At 64.4% G+C, this 18,123-nt stretch carries 12 protein-coding genes and 1 pseudogene; 7 read left to right on the forward strand and 6 right to left on the reverse strand.

Annotated features, from left to right (window positions below):
* Nucleotide 1: 1 nt before the first annotated feature.
* From uxaC to RQH86_RS19290, 4 genes are all read left to right on the forward strand, one after another.
* Nucleotides 2–1,423, forward strand: a complete 1,422-nt coding sequence (uxaC, locus tag RQH86_RS19275) for a glucuronate isomerase (RefSeq protein ID WP_311240319.1) — start codon at nt 2–4, stop codon at nt 1,421–1,423.
* Between the two features lie 169 nt (nt 1,424–1,592).
* The gene (gene galB, locus RQH86_RS19280) at nt 1,593–4,289 is read left to right on the forward strand and encodes a beta-galactosidase GalB (protein ID WP_311240327.1); all 2,697 of its coding nucleotides are present in this window, start codon (nt 1,593–1,595) and stop codon (nt 4,287–4,289) included.
* A 50-nt stretch (nt 4,290–4,339) separates the two neighbouring features.
* Entirely contained in the window at nt 4,340–5,521 is a 1,182-nt protein-coding gene (locus tag RQH86_RS19285; protein ID WP_311240320.1) for an endo-1,4-beta-xylanase, read from the forward strand.
* Nucleotides 5,522–5,599: 78 nt separating this feature from the next.
* Nucleotides 5,600–6,637 carry an SMP-30/gluconolactonase/LRE family protein gene (locus RQH86_RS19290; RefSeq protein WP_311240328.1) on the forward strand — a complete coding sequence of 346 codons (1,038 nt, stop codon included), beginning with the start codon at nt 5,600–5,602 and terminating at the stop codon, nt 6,635–6,637.
* Nucleotides 6,638–6,806: 169 nt separating this feature from the next.
* Here the strand turns inward: RQH86_RS19290 and RQH86_RS19295 are convergent, their stop codons facing one another.
* Complete coding sequence (locus RQH86_RS19295; RefSeq protein ID WP_311240329.1) at nt 6,807–7,739, reverse strand: kelch repeat-containing protein; 933 nt, start codon at nt 7,737–7,739, stop codon at nt 6,807–6,809.
* 1,252 nt (nt 7,740–8,991) lie between these two features.
* On the opposite strand from RQH86_RS19295, the pseudogene RQH86_RS19300 reads away from it, so the two are divergent.
* Nucleotides 8,992–9,195: pseudogene (locus RQH86_RS19300) on the forward strand (hypothetical protein); the annotation flags it as partial.
* 231 nt (nt 9,196–9,426) lie between these two features.
* On the opposite strand, the gene RQH86_RS19305 reads toward RQH86_RS19300, so the two are convergent.
* Nucleotides 9,427–9,585, reverse strand: coding sequence for a DUF2256 domain-containing protein (locus RQH86_RS19305; RefSeq protein WP_311240321.1), 159 nt, complete (start codon nt 9,583–9,585; stop codon nt 9,427–9,429).
* A 232-nt stretch (nt 9,586–9,817) separates the two neighbouring features.
* On the opposite strand from RQH86_RS19305, the gene RQH86_RS19310 reads away from it, so the two are divergent.
* A complete protein-coding gene (locus RQH86_RS19310) occupies nt 9,818–10,231 on the forward strand; it encodes a hypothetical protein (protein ID WP_311240330.1) in 414 nt (137 codons plus the stop codon).
* A 49-nt stretch (nt 10,232–10,280) separates the two neighbouring features.
* A complete protein-coding gene (locus RQH86_RS19315) occupies nt 10,281–10,670 on the forward strand; it encodes a VOC family protein (protein ID WP_311240322.1) in 390 nt (129 codons plus the stop codon).
* Between the two features lie 213 nt (nt 10,671–10,883).
* Here RQH86_RS19315 and RQH86_RS19320 read toward each other — a convergent pair whose 3' ends face one another.
* The 4 genes from RQH86_RS19320 to manD form a co-directional block, all read right to left on the reverse strand.
* The gene (locus RQH86_RS19320; RefSeq protein ID WP_311240323.1) at nt 10,884–12,356 is read right to left on the reverse strand and encodes a mannitol dehydrogenase family protein; all 1,473 of its coding nucleotides are present in this window, start codon (nt 12,354–12,356) and stop codon (nt 10,884–10,886) included.
* Between the two features lie 91 nt (nt 12,357–12,447).
* Complete coding sequence (locus RQH86_RS19325; protein ID WP_311240331.1) at nt 12,448–15,066, reverse strand: glycoside hydrolase family 3 C-terminal domain-containing protein; 2,619 nt, start codon at nt 15,064–15,066, stop codon at nt 12,448–12,450.
* A 71-nt stretch (nt 15,067–15,137) separates the two neighbouring features.
* Nucleotides 15,138–16,835: a glycoside hydrolase family 43 protein gene (locus RQH86_RS19330; RefSeq protein ID WP_311240332.1), complete on the reverse strand. Its 1,698-nt coding sequence runs from the start codon at nt 16,833–16,835 to the stop codon at nt 15,138–15,140.
* A 20-nt stretch (nt 16,836–16,855) separates the two neighbouring features.
* The gene (manD, locus tag RQH86_RS19335) at nt 16,856–18,115 is read right to left on the reverse strand and encodes a D-mannonate dehydratase ManD (RefSeq protein ID WP_311240324.1); all 1,260 of its coding nucleotides are present in this window, start codon (nt 18,113–18,115) and stop codon (nt 16,856–16,858) included.
* Nucleotides 18,116–18,123: the final 8 nt, after the last annotated feature.

Below are 18,123 nucleotides of genomic sequence, written 5' to 3' on the forward strand. Positions count from 1 at the left end.
CATGCCCACCTCCTTGCCGCTGACCTTGCACGACGACCGCCTGTTGCCAGCCGACCCCGGCACGCGGGCGATTGCGCGCCGGTTTTATGCGCAGATCGCCACGCTCCCCATCATCAGCCCGCACGGCCATACCGACCCGGCCTGGTTCGCGACCAATACCGCGTTCGCCAATGCCACCGAACTGTTGCTGGTGCCCGATCACTACGTGTTCCGCATGTTGTACAGCCAGGGCATCGATCTGGATGCGTTGGGCATCCCGCACGCCGATGGCACGCGCGCGCCGGTGGACCCACGCGTGGCCTGGCGCGTGTTTGCTGCGCACTACACGCTGCTGCGCGGCACGCCGTCGGCGGTGTGGCTCAATCATGTCTTCCACACCGTCTTCGATCTGCGCATCCGCCTGGATGCCGGTACTGCCGATCATTACTACGACCACATCACCGCCGCGCTGCAGACGCCGGGCTTTCGTCCGCGTGCGCTGTTCGAGCGTTTCAACATCGAGGTGATCGCCACCACCGAATCGCCGCTGGACACGCTGCAGCATCACGCGACCATTCGCGACAGCGGCTGGGCCGGCCGTGTGGTGACCGCGTACCGCCCGGACCCGGTGGTGGACCCGGAGCATGAGCAGTTTGCCGGTGCGCTGCAGCAGTTCGGCGCGCTTACCGGCGAGGACGTGCTGACCTGGCCAGGCTATCTGCGCGCGCATCGGCAACGCCGCGCATTCTTCGCCGCGCACGGCGCGACCTCCACCGATCATGGGCATCCCAGTGCCGCCACCGCCGATCTGTCGCCGGGCGAGGCGCAACGCCTGTTCGACACCGTGGTACGCGGCGCTGCAACGCCGCAACAGGCCGAGTTGTTCCGTGCACAAGTGCTGACCGAAATGGCGGCGATGAGCCTGGACGATGGCTTGGTGATGCAGCTGCATCCGGGGTGCTTTCGCAATCACAACCGGCCGTTGTTTGAGCGCTACGGGCGCGACAAGGGCGCCGATATTCCGATGCGCACCGACTATGTGCATGCACTCAAGCCATTGCTGGATCGCTACGGCAATGATCCGCGCCTGCGCCTGATCGTGTTCACGCTGGACGAAACCAGCTACAGCCGCGAACTGGCACCTTTGGCCGGCCATTACCCCTCGCTGCTGCTGGGCCCGGCATGGTGGTTTCACGATGCGCCGGAGGGCATGTGGCGCTTCCGCGAGCAGACCCTGGCCAGCGCGGGTTTCTACAACACGGTGGGTTTCAACGACGACACGCGTGCATTCCTGTCGATCCCGGCCCGCCACGATGTCGCGCGGCGCGTAGACAGCGCGTTCCTGGCCAAACTAGTCGCCGAGCATCGGTTGGAGGAAGACGAAGCGGTGGAGGTGGCGATGGATCTAGCGTATCGGCTGCCCAAGCAGGCTTACAAGCTGTGACGCAACCGCAGCGCTGCGTGTGCGGCAGTGATACGACGCAGCAGCGGCGTGCAAGGTCGCGTCATACGCAATGCAGGGGGATGAGGTCATGACCAGCGGACAGTCGCCACGCGCTGCAACGTGGCGCAATGCCATGCGCGTTAGCTGCACCAACATGATCTGCACCGTCATGATCTGCGCCGGGTTTGCACTGCCCACCCTCGACGCCATCGCACAAACCAGCGCACCGCGCGAGCGGGTGTCGCTCAACGCGCAATGGCGCTTTCAGCGTGACGACCCGCCGGGTAATAGGGTGGTGCTCGATTACGACGCGCGCCCGCAGGTGATCCGCAGCGAAGACGGCAAGGTGGCCGATGCGCGCCCGGATCAGGCGCAGCAGCTGCGTGCAGCGGCCAAGGACGTGCTCAAGCCGTGGATTCTGCCAACCGCCAACGCCCTGATCGCCGACCCGGCGCAACGGCATCGACGCCCGCCCGGCAATCCCGGCAACGACGTCGCGTATGTGCAGCCGCAGTTCGACGATAGCCGCTGGCAAACCGTGGATCTGCCACACGACTGGGCCATCGCCGGGCCGTTTCTGGTCGATGGTCCATACGGCGGCATGGGGCGTCTGCCGAGTTGGGGCATCGGCTGGTATCGCAAAACCCTGGACATTCCGGCCAGCGATCGCGGTCGCTCGCTGTTTCTCGATCTCGATGGCGCGATGTCCTATGCCACGGTCTGGCTCAACGGCAGGCTGGTCGGCGGCTGGCCTTACGGCTATAGCTCCTGGCGTGTGGACCTGACACCGTATGCGATTCCCGGCGCGCGCAACCAGCTGGCGATCCGTCTGGACAATCCACCCGACTCGGCGCGCTGGTATCCCGGTGGCGGGCTGTATCGCAATGTGTGGCTGACCAAGACCGCGCCGCTGCATATCGCGCAGTGGGGCACGCAGCTGACCACCCCCCAGGTGTCGGCGGCATCGGCACAGATCCAGCTGGCCGTGACGCTGGATAATGCTGCGCGCACTGCGGCGCAGGCGCAGGTCAGCACCGCCATCTACGTACTCGACGCGGCAACGGGCACACGCAGTGGCGATGCGGTGGCGCAGATTCCCGTAGCGCAGATTGCCGTGCCTGCCGGCGGTAGCACCCGCGTGCAGGGCAGCGTGCAGATCGACGCACCACGCCTGTGGGGCCCACCGCCGACCCAGCAACCGCATCGCTACGTGGCGGTGACCGAGGTGCGCCAGCGGGGGCAGGTGGTGGATCGCTACGAAACCCCGTTCGGCATCCGCAGCATCGTGTTCGATGCGGACAAGGGCCTGCTGGTCAACGGCGAGCATGTGCCGATTCGCGGGGTGAACAACCATCACGATCTCGGCGCGCTCGGTGCCGCGTTCAATGTGCGCGCCGCCGAGCGGCAGTTGCAGTTGCTGCAACAGATGGGTGCCAACGCCATCCGCATGAGCCACAACCCACCCGCACCGGAGCTGCTGGAACTCACCGATCGCATGGGCCTGTTGGCGGTGGACGAGGTGTTCGACAGTTGGGAGATGAAGAAGACGCCGCTGGATTTCCATCTGGTATTTGGGCAATGGCATGAGCCGGATCTGCGCGCGATGTTGCGACGCGACCGCAACCATCCGTCGGTGATGCTGTGGAGTGTCGGCAATGAAGTCGGCGAGCAGTACACCGGGCAACAGGGCGCCGCCATCGCGCGCACGCTGCACGCCATCGTGCATGACGAAGATCCGTCGCGGCCGGCCACGGTCGCGATGAACTACGCTTCGCCGGACATGCCATTGCCGGCCGCGCTGGATGTCATCAGCCTCAACTACCAGGGCGAGGGCATCCGCGATGCCCCCGAATTCGCAGGCACCGAGCGCATCCGCAAACCGCCGCAATACCCGGCATTTCATACCGCATTTCCGCACAAGGCCATTGTCAGCAGCGAAACCGCATCGGCCCTGAGCAGCCGCGGCGTGTATCTGTTTCCGGTGAGCCCGGACATCAGCGCGCCGGTGCGCGACGGGCGCGGCGGCGACTCGGTGGCGCATCAGGTCAGCGCCTACGAACTGCATGCGGTGGACTTCGGCTCCAGTGCCGACAAGGTGTTTGCAGCGCTGGACCGGCACCCGTATGTCGCCGGCGAATTCGTCTGGACCGGCTTCGACTATCTGGGCGAACCCACGCCGTATTACAGCTCGCGCAGTGCGTATTCGGGCATCTTCGATCTGGCGGGGTTTCCCAAGGATCGCTACTGGTTGTATCAGGCGCGCTGGCGCCCGCAGCTGCCCATGGCGCATCTGCTGCCTCACTGGAGCTGGCCCGGCCGCGAGGGCCAGGTGACGCCGGTGCATGTGTTTACCTCTGGCGATGAGGCCGAGCTGTTCGTCAATGGTGTCTCGCAGGGGCGCAAGCGCAAGCGCGCGCTGCACTACCGGCTGCGCTGGGACGATGTGGTGTACCAGCCCGGCGAGCTGCGTGTGCAGGCCTACAAGGACGGCAAGCCGTGGGCCAGCGACCGCGTGCAGACCGCCGGCCGCGCGGCGCGCCTGCAGATCACGCCCGACCGCAGCCGCATCGACGGCGACGGCCGGGATCTGAGCTTCGTCACCGTGCAATTGCTGGATCGCGACGGACGGCCTGCGCCCACCGCCGGCGACCGCCTGCGGTTTCGGATCGATGGCCCGGGCGAACTGGTCGCCACCGACAACGGCGACCCCACCAATCTGGAGTCGTTCGCTTCGCCGCAACGCAACGCCTTTAACGGGCTGTGCCTGGCGATCGTGCGGGCGAAGGCAGGCGCACGCGGCACCATCACGCTGCATGTCGAATCGGACAGCCTGGACGCCGCGCAGGCGCAGATCGTGGCGCAATGATGGGATTGCGCATGACCTGTCGCCTGCAGCACCTCACCTTGGAACCTGCCATGCACACGCACCTGCCCACTCTTGCAACCCTGTTGCGCATTACCGTTGTGGGCATCAGCGCGATCGCCGCCCTGCCCGCAGCCGCGCGTTGCGACACCGCCGCCACATCGCTCAAGCACGCGTATGCCGACGGGTTTTTGCTCGGCACTGCGGTCAATGCCGACATCGTCTCCGGCAAGGACGCCGCGGCCGCCGCATTGGTGGCCTGCCACTTCAACGCGGTCACCCCGGAGAACGTGATGAAGGCCGAGGTCGTTGCGCCGCGCCCGGGCGTCTTCGACTTTCGTGCTGCAGATGCGTTCGCGGACTACGCGCAACGCAATCACCTGTTTGTGGTGGGGCATACGCTGGTCTGGCACAACCAGACCCCGGACTGGTTCTTTGTGGATGCCCAGGGCAAGCCCAACAGCTCGGCCGCGCAGATCGAGCGCATGCGCGCGCACATCGCAGGCGTGGCCGGGCGCTACGTCGGCAAGGTGCAGGCCTGGGATGTGGTCAACGAGATCATCGACGAAGACGGCAGTTACCGTTCCACCAACTGGGTACAACGCGTGGGCGATGGCGACACCGTGGTGCGCAATGCGTTTACCTTTGCGCAGCGGTATGCACCGGATGCAGAGCTCTACTACAACGATTTCAATGCATGGCGACCGGCCAAGCGCGACGGCATCGTGCGCATGGTCAAGATGCTGCAGCAATCCGGCATCCGTATCGACGGTGTCGGCATGCAAGGACACTGGGGGCTTGACTATCCCAGCCTGCGCGATATCGAAGACGCCATCGACGCCTACGCCGCACTCGGCATCAAGGTCATGATCACCGAACTCGATGTGGACGTGCTGCCGCTCACCAAGGAAGGCCAGGTCATCGGCACCGGGATGGCACACAAACAGTTCCAACTACCGGAGTTCAAGCGCTTTCTGGACCCCTACCGCGATGGGCTGCCGCCTGCTGTGCAGGCACAATTGCGCGACCGCTACGCGGAGCTGTTCGCACTGTTCTGGCGCAAGCGCGACAAGCTTGCGCGCGTGAGCGTGTGGGGCGTCAGCGACGGCATGTCGTGGAAGAACGATTACCCGGTGCCAGGCCGCACCAATTACCCGCTGCTATTCGACCGCAATCACCAGCCAAAACCGGCGCTGGATGCGGTGTTGGCGGTGCCTGCGAGTGCTGGTCGATAGTCGCGTTCGCCAACATGCGCAGGGACCCTGCCGCCGCATGATGGCATGATGCACTCACCTGGATTTCCGGACTTCCCGATGCGCTTGCCGTCCTATCTGTTGTTGGCCGTTCCGTTGTTGGCGATTGTCGCTGCCTGCACCAAGAAGGATCCGCCGCCGCCGCGCTTCCCAGCCATCGGGCATGTGGAAACGTTCGATCGCAGCTTCGGCGAGGTGGTTGCTGCAGACGCGCGGATCGAGAAGCTCACCGAAGGCTTCACCTGGTCCGAAGGCCCGGCATGGGTGCGCAATGGCGGCTATCTGTTGTTTACCGATGTGCCGGAAAACAAGCTGTATCGCTGGTCCGAAGAGGCCGGCCTGTCGGTGTTGCTGTCGCCCTCGGGCTATGTCGGCCCGGAGCAGGCCACGCTACGCGAAGCCGGTGCCAACGGGCTGTATGCCGAGCCCGATGGCACCGTGTTACTCGCGGACTCCGGTACCCGCATCGTCGCCAGGCTCGACCCGGCCACACGCAAGAAAACACCGCTGGCTACCAGCTTCGATGGCAAACGTTTCAATAGCCCCAACGATGTGGTCCGTCGCACTGACGGCGTGGTGTTCTTCACCGACCCGCCGTACGGCTTGAAGGATCTGAACGACTCGCCGGTCAAGGAGCTGCGTTTCAACGGCGTCTATCGGCTGGACACCGATGGCAGCGTGCATCTGCTGGACGACAGCCTGAGCTTTCCCAATGGCATTGCGCTCTCGCCCGATGCGCGCACCTTGTACGTTTCCAATTCCGATCCGGAACGGCCGATCTGGATGGCGTACGCGCTCGACGCGCGTGGCGCGGTCACCAGCAAGCGTGTGTTCGCCGATGCCTCGGATCTGGTGGGCAAGGACTCGCCAGGACTGCCGGACGGCATGGCGGTGTCCGCCGACGGTCACTTGTTTGCCACCGGCCCCGGCGGCGTCATCGTCTTCAACCCGGCCGGCCAACGCCTGGGCCGTATCGAAACCGGCGAAGCCATCTCCAACTGCGCCTTCGGCAACGACGGTCACACGCTCTACATGACCTCGCACGCGATGCTGACACGCGTACGGGTCAAGGCGCTGGGGTTGCAGTTTGCGCGGTAGCACCTATCGGGCGATCAAACCTTGGCCCATCCAGTCGCCGCTCTTGTAGGAGCGGCCCTGGCCGCGATGGAGCGTTAGCGATATCCCTGCATGACAAGTAGCCCTGCATGACACGTCGCTTTTCCTTCAAGCCACTCCTGCGATTCGACTCGGCTGTCGCCCACGCTGCTTAGCGCATGGCTTCCGCGTCACCCAACATCAACACATCATCCAACTCCGGCCCACCACCCCGGTTGCCGCTGCCTGCAACGATGTAGAGATCGTCGCCGACTGCTGCGGCCTGGGTGCCGTGACGCCCTTGCGGGAGTGCGGCCAGCGCTGTCCAAGTAGATTTAGCCGGGTCGTAGGCTTCTACCTCGTCATGCGCTTTGACCTGACGCATGCTCTCGCCACCGATGATCAGCAGCTGGCCATTGCGCACGATGGCGGCGGTGCCCGCACGCTGTGTCGGCAAGGCCGCCGGCGCGACTGACCATGTGCCGCGTTGAATATCGTAAATGTCCACTTCCGGAATCGTCTGCGCCAGGGTGTTGCCGCTTTCATGCGCAGACCTGCGCCCACCGGCGGCGTACAGCTTGCCGTCGATCACTGCCGCATGAAAATGGTCGCGTGCGTGCGGGGCGTCGGCCAGCTGCGTCCACTGCTGGGTCTTGGTGTCGAAGGCGTCCAGCCACGGCACATAGCCACTCATGTGTCCGCGCGTGTTGCCGCCCACCAGATACAGCATGCCCTCATGCACAACTGCGCCTGACGCGCCACGCCGACGGTGCGCGGGGATTTCCGGCCCCACCTGCCAGGTGTCGGTCTGCGGATCGTAGATCAGCAGGTGGGTCAGCGAGGCTTCCTCCGGGTAATCGCCGGTAAATCCGCCTACAAAATACAGCTTGCCCGCTACCACCACTGCCTGCGCGTGGCTCACCATCAGTGGTGGCGCACTGCCTTGCGACCAGCGACGCGTTCGGGTGTCGAAGATATCCAAGGGCCGCTGGTCGCGCCCGCCGATCAGATACAACCGCTCGCCGATGGCCACCATGCTGTTCTCGTGACGTGCATGCGGTGTGCTGTCGGCGTGGATCTGTTTCCAGCTCTCGCCTGCAACTATCTGATCGTGCGATGCCCGCTCTACAGCACGCGCGTCCTCGACCGGCAGTGCAAGGAGCGGCGCGGCGAACGCGACGGCGGTGATGACGGCGAGTGCTGACAGTTTCAAGGCATGTTCCCTCCGATGACAACGTGTGATCGAGTGTATCGGCACGACGATGCCACGTCTTCGCTGCGAGCAGACTGATCCATAGATGATCAATCGCGGTTTGATGGGCAATTCGACGTGGCAAGCCTTTCACGAGCATGCAGCAGCGCGGGTTCGCGTCGCCGCTTCAGGCGGCTGCCATTCAATCGACGACATACGCGGTGCACCGCAGGCTTGCGGCAATCCTCGGCTGATCTGCTGGGTCATCGCGCAGCACCGACGCATGGCACCAGGGAGTACGCGTCATTCTTCGGCGATTAGCTGATTGGCGTTGCGCGGGCAGTCGCTGCAGCGCATGTAGCACAGACAGGCCAACGATACTCGACCGCTGCACGTCTTCACGTAGGCTGCATCGCGGATGCGAACACTACCGGTCACGCTTCCTGTCAGGACTCTTCGCATGGCGCGCACCGCTACGACGCACACGGTTGATCTCTCACCGCCAAAGAATGTCGCGCAGGCGGCCGCACGCGGCCTGAAGCTACGCGAGCAGCATGGGCGTGGCGGCACCGCGATTGGTGTGGCGCGGGCGCGCGATCTGTCCGCGCAGAAGTCGCTATCTGCACAGACGATACGGCGCATGCATTCTTACTTCGCACGTCACAGCGTGGACAAGCAGGGCAAGGGGTGGGCAGATGCCAAGGCACCTTCGGCCGGCTACATCGCCTGGCTATTGTGGGGCGGCGATGCCGGGCAACGCTGGGCAGAGCGGGTGTTGCGACAGCTGGACGCGCAAGCCACCACCAAGACGGCCACCCCATCGAAGCGGAGAACCAGCGGTACCGCTGCCGCAGGCAAGAAGGCAGCGACCAAGACAAGCGCAGCCAAGAAAGGCGCACCTAAAAAGACCGGCAAGAAGGCCGTAGCGAAGAAGGCCGCCACTAAAACGACGGCAAGTAAAAAAGCAGCTGGAAAAAAGAGCGACGCGGATTCTGTCGTGAAGAAGGTTGCAAGGAAAGCCAGCAAGAACACAGCCAAGAAAGCCGCAGCCAAGAAGACAGCAGCCAAGAAGGTGGCTACCAAGAAGGCTGACACTCGCAACGGCGCTGCAAAGAAACGTGGTACTGCGCGTAGTGCAAAGACGAGCGGCACGAAACAGGCCGCGCCTTGGACCAAGCCCAATCCGGTCAAAAAGTCGGCCTCAACGTCGCTGTCTCCTACCCAGAAAGCCAAAGCCAAAAAGCGCGCCAAGGCAGCTGGCCGGCCGTATCCGAACCTGGTCGACAATATGGCAGTCACCAGCAAGCGCAGCAGCACCAAGCGTGCAAGCAAGTCGAGTACGACGAAGAAGGCGGCAACAAAGCGTTAGCGGTTGTCAGTGGATACCCGTCATCGGGTTGCGCTGCGTCAGCGTCAGACGCCTGGCCGCAACAGAGCAGCGACCTTATCAAGCCAAGCAGCCGGCAAACGTTGCCAGCATTCTTCATCTGGCATTAGTGGCGGGTACGGCACGGCGCACCTTCAGCGGCCGTATGCGGCATACCGATCCGAGCACCGACCCTGCCTGTTCGCCGACGACGCTAGCGCTAGGCCAGCTTCGCTAGGGGACGGGTCGGTGCCGCTTGCTATCGCCGCGGCATCGATCCGAGCAGTACTTCACCTCGTCCCAGACCTTCTCCCACTTCTTGCGCCAACGGAATGGCCGCCCGCATTGAATGCAGACCTTCTCCGGCAGATCCTGCTTTTTGCGCATCGCCATGTCTATGGTGGTAACGCATGTGGTCGTGAACACGGAGGTCAAGCATGTCACAGCGACACGCAGCGCCGAAACCCATACGTGATGTGTCTCGCCTGGCGTGCCGCAGATTCATCGCGGACGTGTCGGTCCGAAATCCAAGATCACCTGCCTTGATATAGTGCAGGCCAATCTTCCAGCGCAGATGCTGCCGCACAACACCGCAGCTGTGCATCATTTCAAGATAGGGACGTGTGTGAAGCTATTCCTGCTCGTGTCGTCGGCGCTTCTCTACCTCGTCGCGCTATGCCTTCCCGTGCTGCATGGGGGCGGAGATTACATCGGCGGTCTGGTCATCCTGCTGTTCGGCTGGATGCAGGTCTTCGACGGTCAATGCATTGCCTGGATGAGCAATCCGCTGTTTTTCATCGCCTTGCTGTGCTATTTCCTCAAGCTGTACCGGATGGCGTCGGCTTTGATGCTGTCGGCTTGCCTCATCGGGCTGGACACCTTTCGTGCCACGAAGTTTGCAAAGAACGAAGCCGGGCACGAGGTGCTGATCGATCACATCGGTGTGGCGTTCTATGTGTGGGAGTTGAGCTTCCTGGCGCTACTTGCGCTGGTACTGATACGTCTTTCAGAATCCAGGCGTCAGGTCGCAGTAAGTTAAAGCCACCACTGGCGTTTGAACGCCGATCATCTGCAGGCAGGAGTCCACGATGAGCACCCAGAGCAACGTAGTTGACCAAACCATCCCAATCCTGCCCAGCCGCTCGATTGCGCAGACGCTGGCGTTCTATCGGCAGCTCGGGTTTGAGGGCGATGCGCATCCGCATGATGCGGGATACGCGATTATGCGGCGTGGCGCGGTGGAGCTGCATTTCTTTGCGCATACGGATCTCGACCCGGCCGCTTGTTATGCGGGGTGCTATCTGCGGGTGGGTGATGTGGATGAGATCTACGCGGCGATGCAGTCAGCGGCACTTCCGCAGCGCGGCATTCCGCGGATCGACCCGGTGGGCGACAAGCCTTGGGGGATGCGCGAGTTTGCGATTGTGGATGAGAGCGGCAATCTGCTGCGGATTGGTCAGGTCATTGCAGCCGGGTAACCGGGCAGGGGCTGACGACGCTGGAGCAGCGGATTCGACTCCCGTCGACAGCGCTCGACGGCAATGCTGACGCTGGTGCCGCGTCAGATTGCATGCCCGCTGATCTGCCATCGCGTCAGGCCGTGGCGCATTGCGCATCGCAGCGCTTTCAAAGCAGCGCTTTCAAATCCACGGCCGACTTATCGCTGGCCGAAATGGCACCCAGCGCATCCGCTAGGCAATACGCATCGCGACAAGCGCTTTCTCCACGGCGTGCGGTGTCGCGGCACCCAGCGCTGCATATGCGGTAGTCAGCGCTGAAGAAAACCGCACATCTGCAGACAACGGTGCGAACACGGAATCCAGCTTGAGAAACAAGGCGATGTCATGGCCGGCATCGCCGGTTGCGTCGCGTCCCAGCGCGCTGAGCACCTCGCTCAAGGGATCGATCAGCGCGATACCGGTGTGCGCCTGCCTGCGAACGAACTGCAGCCACGCGGCCAGCGGCAGGCAGAGGCGATCGATCGGTTGGTCTGCAGCGAGCGCGTCGCTGATCGTAGAGAGCAGCCGCACGGGAAGTTTTTGCGAGCCGTCCCAGGCGATCTGTGCCAATAGATGGCGAATGGCGGGATTGCGGAACCGCGCAAGGATGGCATCGCTGTAGCGCTGCGCGTCGAAGCCCGGCATAGGCTGCAGGGTGGGGGCGATGTCCTCGCGCATCAGTGCTTCCACAAAAGCTGCCAGTGGCGGCTGACGCATGGCGTCGGCCACGGTGTCGCGCCCCAGCAGACTGCCCAGGTAGGCCAGTGCGGAGTGAGGTGCATTGAGCAGGCGCAGCTTGGCGCGCGCGTAACCGGCGATGTCGTCGCTCAGCACGACACCGGCGCGCTCCAGCGCAGGACGTCCATTGCAAAAGCGATCTTCGACAACCCACTGGGTGTAACGCTCGCGCTGGATAGGCCACGCGTCGGACTGACCGAGTTGTGCTTGTACCTGCTGGCGCACCGCATCGTCGGTGGCAGGCGTGATGCTGTCGACCATCGAGCGCGGAAAGCTGACGTGCTGGTCGATCCAGGCCGCAAGCGTGGGATCGTGCTGGCCTGCAAGCGTCACCACCGCGCGACGCAGCAGGCTGCCGTTGTCTGCCAGGTTGTCGCAACTCAATGCGGTGAACGGTGCGATGCCGCGCTGCATGCGCTGCTGCAGGCCGGCCACCAGATAGCCGATGGCGCTGCAGGGTGTGGCGGGGCTGGCGATGTCGTGCACGATGTCGGGGTGGCTCAGATCCAACGTGTCGCCGGCCAGGCAGTAGCCTTTCTCTGTGATGGTGAGCGTGACCAGGCGCACCGCTGGGTCGGCGAGGCGTGCGAGCACGGCGGCGTGTTCGTCTGCAGCGCATAGCACTTCGCAAATGGAGCCGATGACGCGCAGCTGCGGCGTCTCGTCGAGCAGGGCGAGTGTGTAGAGACCATCCTGCGGACGCAGGGCGTCGCGCACCTGCGGGCTGTGCAGCGAGACGGCGCTGATCGCCCAACTTGGGTCGGTGGCAAGCAGGTCATCGATGTAGACCGCCTGATGCGCGCGAAAAAAAGCGCCGGCGCCCAGATGCACGATACCGATGGTGGTGGCTGCAGTGTCGTAGCCGGGCGTGATCACGGTGGGTGGCAGGGCGGCGAGTGTACTGCGTGACAAGCGTGACGTTGGCATATGGGTTTCTGCGAAAAGTGTTGCCTGGAGAGGGTGCTTGGGGCCGTACCCTCACCCCAACCCCTCTCCCGGTGGGAGAGGGGCGAATGCATTACTTTTTGTCGATATTGAAGGCTTTTTTGGCGCGGATGTCGCTGCTGGAGGCACCAATCTGCACTTCATACGCGCCCGGATCCACGGCGTACGACTTGCGCTGCTCGTCGTAGATACGCAGGTCGGTCTGTGGGGTGATGGTGAAGCTCACCTCGCGGTGTTCGCCCGGTTGCAGGGTGATGCGCTGGAAGCCACGCAGCTCCTTGCCGGCACGTTCGCGTTGCGGTGCGAGTGGGTGCAGGTAGAGCTGCACCACTTCGTCGCCCGCACGTTGACCGGTGTTTTTCAGGGTCATGCTGGCGCGTAGCGTGCCATCGGCTGCGACGGTGTTGCGATCCAGGCGCAGGTTCGAATACGCAAATTGCGTGTACGACAGGCCATGGCCGAACGGGTACAGCGGTGTGCCGTTGAAATAGCGATAGGTGCGGCCGCGCATGGCGTAATCATCGAAGGCCGGCAAGCGCTCGTTTTCCTTGTAGAACGTGATCGGCAGGCGACCGCCGGGATTGGCTTGACCAAACAACACATCGCCCACCGCGCTGCCGCCGCGCTGGCCGGGATACCAGGCCAGCAGAATTGCGGGGATGTGCTGCTGCGCCCAATCGATGGCCAGTGCCGAGCCGGTGGTCAGCACCATCACCACCGGGGTGCCGGTGGCCTGCAATGCCTGCAGTAAGTCACGTTGCGGTTTGGGCAGGCGCGTGTCGGTGCGGTCGCCACCGGCAAAGCCGGGGTAGTTGACGTCCATCTCTTCGCCTTCGACATCGCCAGTGAGCCCGCCGACGAAGACCACCACCTCCGCATTGCGCGCTGCGTCTACGGCTTCCTGCAACGGTGGCTTGGCGCCGGGCATGCGCCAGGCCAGACGCACCCCGGCATCGCGGGTGGCTTCGTAATACTCCACGCGCAGGTCGTAGGCCTTGCCTGCTTCCAGGTGCACGCTGGCGTTGCCGCTGCGCATGCGCGGTGCATCGCTCCACTGGTCGATCAGCAACTTGCCATCCAGCGATAGCCGCACGCCATCATCGGCGGCGATCTGCAGTTCGTAATCGCCGGTGACCGGCGGCAACAGCTGGCCGTGCCAACGCACGCTGAAATCGTCTTTCTCCAAGGCCTGCCCGGGCTGCAGTTCGCCACGGCCCAGCGCATCGTCGGTCGGCGCATTGCGGTCCCAGCGGAACGCAATACGCGGGTCGATGCGGGTCAGCACCGGTTGCCCGGCCAAGCTGCGTCCCTTGAAGTATTCACCGGTCAATCCGTTTTGTTTGGCATCGGCGGCTGGACGCAGATAGCGTGCGTCGATTGGCGCGGCGGCATTGGGGTCTTCGCGTCCTTCCACCAGATCGCTGCCGCGCGCATACACCACCTGCGCCTGTGGCGCCGCATGGCGAATACCCTGCAGGATGGTGACCGGCGCGGCAGGCGTGCCGTAGTAATTGCCCAGCAGCGACATCGGGTCATCGGCGGTGGGGCCGACCACGGCGATGCGTTTGAGCGTGGATTTGAGCGGCAGCAGGCCATTGTTTTTCAGCAGTACCAGCGATTCGCGCGCGGTGCGGCGTGCCAGTGCATCGTGCTGCGGCGATTGATTGGCCGATGCGGGAATCTGCGCCCAGGGCACCTTGGCCGGTGGGTCGAACATCCCCAAGCGCATGCGCGTGATCATCAAGCGCTTGAGCGAGGTATCGATGGTGGCTTCGTCGATCAACCCGGCGCGCACTGCCTTGGGCAATGCCGCATAGGTGTCGCCGCAATCCAGGTCGGTGCCGTGTTTGACGCCCAATGCGGCAGCAGCCTCTGGCGTGGGCACGATCTTGTGGTTCTGCCAGATGTCGCGGATCGCCGCGCAGTCGCTGACGATATAGCCATCGAAGCCCCAGTCGTTGCGCAGGATGCCTTCCAGCCGCGTGCTGGCCGAGGCGGACTCGCCGTTGACGCGGTTATAGGCGCCCATCACCGCGGCCACATGGCCTTCCTGCACCAAGGCCTGAAAGGCCGGCAGGTAGGTTTCATACAGATCGCGTTCGCTGGGATGCACATCGAAGTGGTGGCGGTCGGCTTCCGGGCCGCTATGCACTGCGTAGTGCTTGGCGGTGGCATCGAGCTTGCGATACGCGCCCTGCTGCGCCTGCAGGCCTTGCACGAAAGTCACGCCCATGCGCGCGGTGAGAAACGGGTCTTCGCCGTAGGTTTCCTGGCCGCGGCCCCAGCGTGGGTCGCGGAAGATATTGATGTTGGGCGACCAGAACGTGAGCCCTTGGTAGCGCTTGTGTTCGCCGCGCGCCAGAAAGGCGTGATGTTTGGCGCGCGCTTCGTCGCTGATCGCGGTGGCGACCTCGGCCATCAGCGGGGTGTCGAAGGTGGCTGCCAGCCCGATCGCCTGCGGAAACACCGTGGCGCCACCGGCGCGCGCCACGCCGTGCAGCGCTTCGTTCCACCAATCGTAGGCGGGCACCTGCAGGCGCGGGATGGCCGGCGCGGCGTTCTGCATCTGCGCGGCCTTTTCGTCCAGCGTCATGCGCGACACCAGGTCGGCGGCGCGCGTCTCGAACGGCAGTTGGGTGTCCAGATACGGCGGCGGTATGGCCGCCTGTGCGGTGCCGCTGGTGACGGCAATCGCCAGCAGCAGGCCGGCGGCCAGGGCGCGGCGCGGGCCGGTGGTGAAACGGGCAGAGTGCGAAAGCATGGTCAGTCCTCCTTGGTGCGGTCCTGTTCCAAATCCAACCGGGCGAAGGGCCCGATCATGCTGCCGACGAAGCCGCCGGCCCGTGCGGTGCTGAGCATGCCGGCGTCGTCGTTGCGGCGCAGCGATTGCCAGCCGGCGCCGGTGGCGTCGTAGTCGAAGCTGTACGCGCCACCATCGCCACTGATCTGCAGACGCAGCTGCGTGGTGGTGGCCGGGATGCGGGTACGCGCCAGCGTGGTGGTGGTGGCGCCGTCGCGCTTGTCGACAAACACTTCCAGTGCAGCGCCGTCGCGGCGCACGCCCAGCGCATACCACGCGTTGGCGTTCTGGAACGCGGCCAGCCCGGCCTGCACGCCGGCCTGCGTGGGCACCGCCAACGCGGTGCTGGCATGAAAGCGCGTGTGTTGCTGGCGACGCGCAACAAACGCGGGCGTGCCGCTGCCCTCCAGGCCTTGCGCGGTCGCATGCAGGGTCAACCAACCGACGCGTGCCTGTGTATCGGCCACCGCGCGTTTGGGTACGCGCAAGCTGAGCCATTCGCGCTGCAAGGTGGCGGCAGTGAAGTCGTCGTGCCAGGTGAAGTTGCCCGACAGCGGCGCCTGGTCGACAGGCGACTTTGCCCCTGCAGGTGCGTTGGCGATGGAAGGAATCGGTGTGCCGGCGGGCAGGATCGACGGCCAGCCATCGCGCCACTGCACCGGCAACAAGAACGTTTCGCGCCCGGTGTTGTAGCGCTCGCCGGAGTACGGCCGGCTGGCCAGAAACACCGCCCACCATTGTCCGTCGGGTGCTTCGACAAAATCGGCATGACCGGCATTGCTGATCGGATGCGCACGCTCGGCCGGCAGGTCGCGCTGGGTGAGGATGGGATTGTGCGGCGAGGGCGCATACGGCCCCCATACGTTGCGGCTGCGCAGCACCACCTGCGAATGTTGCGGCCCGGTGCCGCCTTCGGCGCACGACAGGTAGTACCAGCCGTCGCGTTGATACAGGTGCGGGCCTTCGATCCAGATCGGCTTGCTGGCCAGGTCTACGCCGCCGTTGAGCAGCACCTTGCGCGGGCCGGTGGGCTGATTGGTGGCGATGTCGAAGCGCTGCATCCAGATCGCGCGGTGGCCTTCGTACAACGGTGTGCCTTGTGGTGGGCCGTTGTTGAGCAAATACGCGCTGCCGTCGGTGTCGAAGAACAACGACGGGTCGATGCCATCGATGCTCGGCAGCCATGTGAGCGCCGACCAGGGGCCGGATGCATGCTCGGCGCTGGCGATGAAATTGCCGCCGCTGTCCACCGACGTGCCCACCACGTAGAAGCGCCCGTCGTGATGCCGAATGCTGGCGGCGAACATGCCGCGCGATACGCCCAGGCCGTCGTAGTCGAGCTGGTCGGCACGTTCGACCACATTGCCGATCTGCGTCCAGTGCACCAGATCGCGGCTCTCGAACACCGGAATCGCCGGAAAATACGCAAACGTGGAATTGATCAGGTAATAGCGCTCGCCCACGCGGGTGATGCTGGGGTCCGGATAGAAGCCGGCCAGGATCGGGTTGCGGTACTGGCCAGCTGCCAGCGGCGTGGCGAACACCGCATCGTCGCCGCGATAATCGAACCAATCGAAGGCGACATCGGCAGTGATAGTGGCGCTGGCCTGCGCCTGCGCATGCGCCACACCAGGCGCAAGCGCTGCCATCAGCAAGCTCAGCGCTGCCGGCAACAGGCGCATCACCAGTCCCACATCGCGCCGTCTTCCAGGCGTGCAATCGGCAACTGCTTGGGCACATAGGGATACTTGGCAGCGAGTTCTTCGTCGATGTCCACGCCATGCCCTGGGGTTTCGCCGCAATGCAGCCGCCCGTCGCGGAACACGTAGTCGTGCGGGAACACCGCATTGGCTTCGTCGGAATGGAACATGTATTCCTGGATGCCGAAGTTGGGCACCCAGGTGTCAAAGTGCAACGCCGCGCCCATGCACACCGGCGACAGATCGGTGGCGCCGTGGAAGCCGGTACGTACCTGATGCAGGGCGGCAAGATCCGCCAGCCGCCGCACATGGGTGATGCCGCCGGCGTGGACAATCGTGGTGCGGATGTAGTCGATCAGTTGCTGCTCGATCAGGTGCTTGCAGTCCCAAATTGAATTGAACACCTCGCCCACCGCCAGCGGCGTCACCGTGTGCTGGCGAATGATCTCGAACGCGCGCTGGTTTTCCGCCGGCGTGGCATCTTCCAGCCAGAACAGCCGGTATGGCTCCAGATCGCGGCCCAGGCGCGCGGCTTCGATCGGGGTGAGCCGGTGATGCGCATCGTGCAGCAATTCGATTTCATCGCCGTGATCGTTGCGCAGTTGCTCGAACAGTTTCGGCACCACGCCGAGATAGCGCGGCGTGGACCACACGGTTTCGGTGGGCAGTTCGCTCTCGGCCGGCTCGTAGGGCTTGCCGCCGCTGGAAATGCCATAGGTCTTCTTGATGCCTGGCACGCCGCATTGCGCGCGGATGGCGATAAAGCCCATCTCGCGGAAGCGGCCCACTTCGTCGCTGGTTTCGGCGATATCGCGGCCGTTGGCGTGGCCATAGACCAACGCACCTTCGCGCGAGCGCCCCCCAAGCAGCTGGTATAGCGGCATGCCGGCCATCTTGCCCAGGATGTCCCACAGCGCCACGTCCACCGCGGCAATCGCGCTCATCGTCACCGGGCCACGGCGCCAATACGCGCCGCGATAGAAGAACTGCCAGATGTCTTCGATGCGGCCGGCGTCGCGGCCGATCAGGTTGGGCACCAGGTGTTCTTGCAGATACGCCGCCACCGCCAGTTCGCGGCCATTGAGCGTGGCATCGCCCAGCCCGGTGATGCCCGAGCGGGTGCGGATCTTCAAGGTGACGAAGTTGCGGCCCGGGCAGGTGACGATGACGCGCGCCTCGACGATCTCGCGATCGCGGGCCGAGCCTTGCAGCGGAGCAGGGGAGTCGGGGGTCTGTGACATCGTGGTCT

Origin of the sequence: Xanthomonas sp. WCS2018Noco2-27, from assembly GCF_031843525.1 — a bacterium.
Taxonomy (GTDB): Bacteria; Pseudomonadota; Gammaproteobacteria; order Xanthomonadales; family Xanthomonadaceae; genus Xanthomonas.

What these genes read in the sequence shown, in the direction of transcription:
- RQH86_RS19320 (WP_311240323.1), bottom strand. Translation starts at nt 12,356, where the DNA reads ATGCCAACGTCACGCTTGTCACGCAGTACACTCGCCGCCCTGCCACCC.
- RQH86_RS19285 (WP_311240320.1), top strand. Translation starts at nt 4,340, where the DNA reads ATGCACACGCACCTGCCCACTCTTGCAACCCTGTTGCGCATTACCGTT.
- galB (WP_311240327.1), top strand. Translation starts at nt 1,593, where the DNA reads ATGATCTGCGCCGGGTTTGCACTGCCCACCCTCGACGCCATCGCACAA.
- uxaC (WP_311240319.1), top strand. Translation starts at nt 2, where the DNA reads ATGCCCACCTCCTTGCCGCTGACCTTGCACGACGACCGCCTGTTGCCA.
- RQH86_RS19290 (WP_311240328.1), top strand. Translation starts at nt 5,600, where the DNA reads ATGCGCTTGCCGTCCTATCTGTTGTTGGCCGTTCCGTTGTTGGCGATT.
- RQH86_RS19315 (WP_311240322.1), top strand. Translation starts at nt 10,281, where the DNA reads ATGAGCACCCAGAGCAACGTAGTTGACCAAACCATCCCAATCCTGCCC.
- RQH86_RS19305 (WP_311240321.1), bottom strand. Translation starts at nt 9,585, where the DNA reads ATGGCGATGCGCAAAAAGCAGGATCTGCCGGAGAAGGTCTGCATTCAA.
- manD (WP_311240324.1), bottom strand. Translation starts at nt 18,115, where the DNA reads ATGTCACAGACCCCCGACTCCCCTGCTCCGCTGCAAGGCTCGGCCCGC.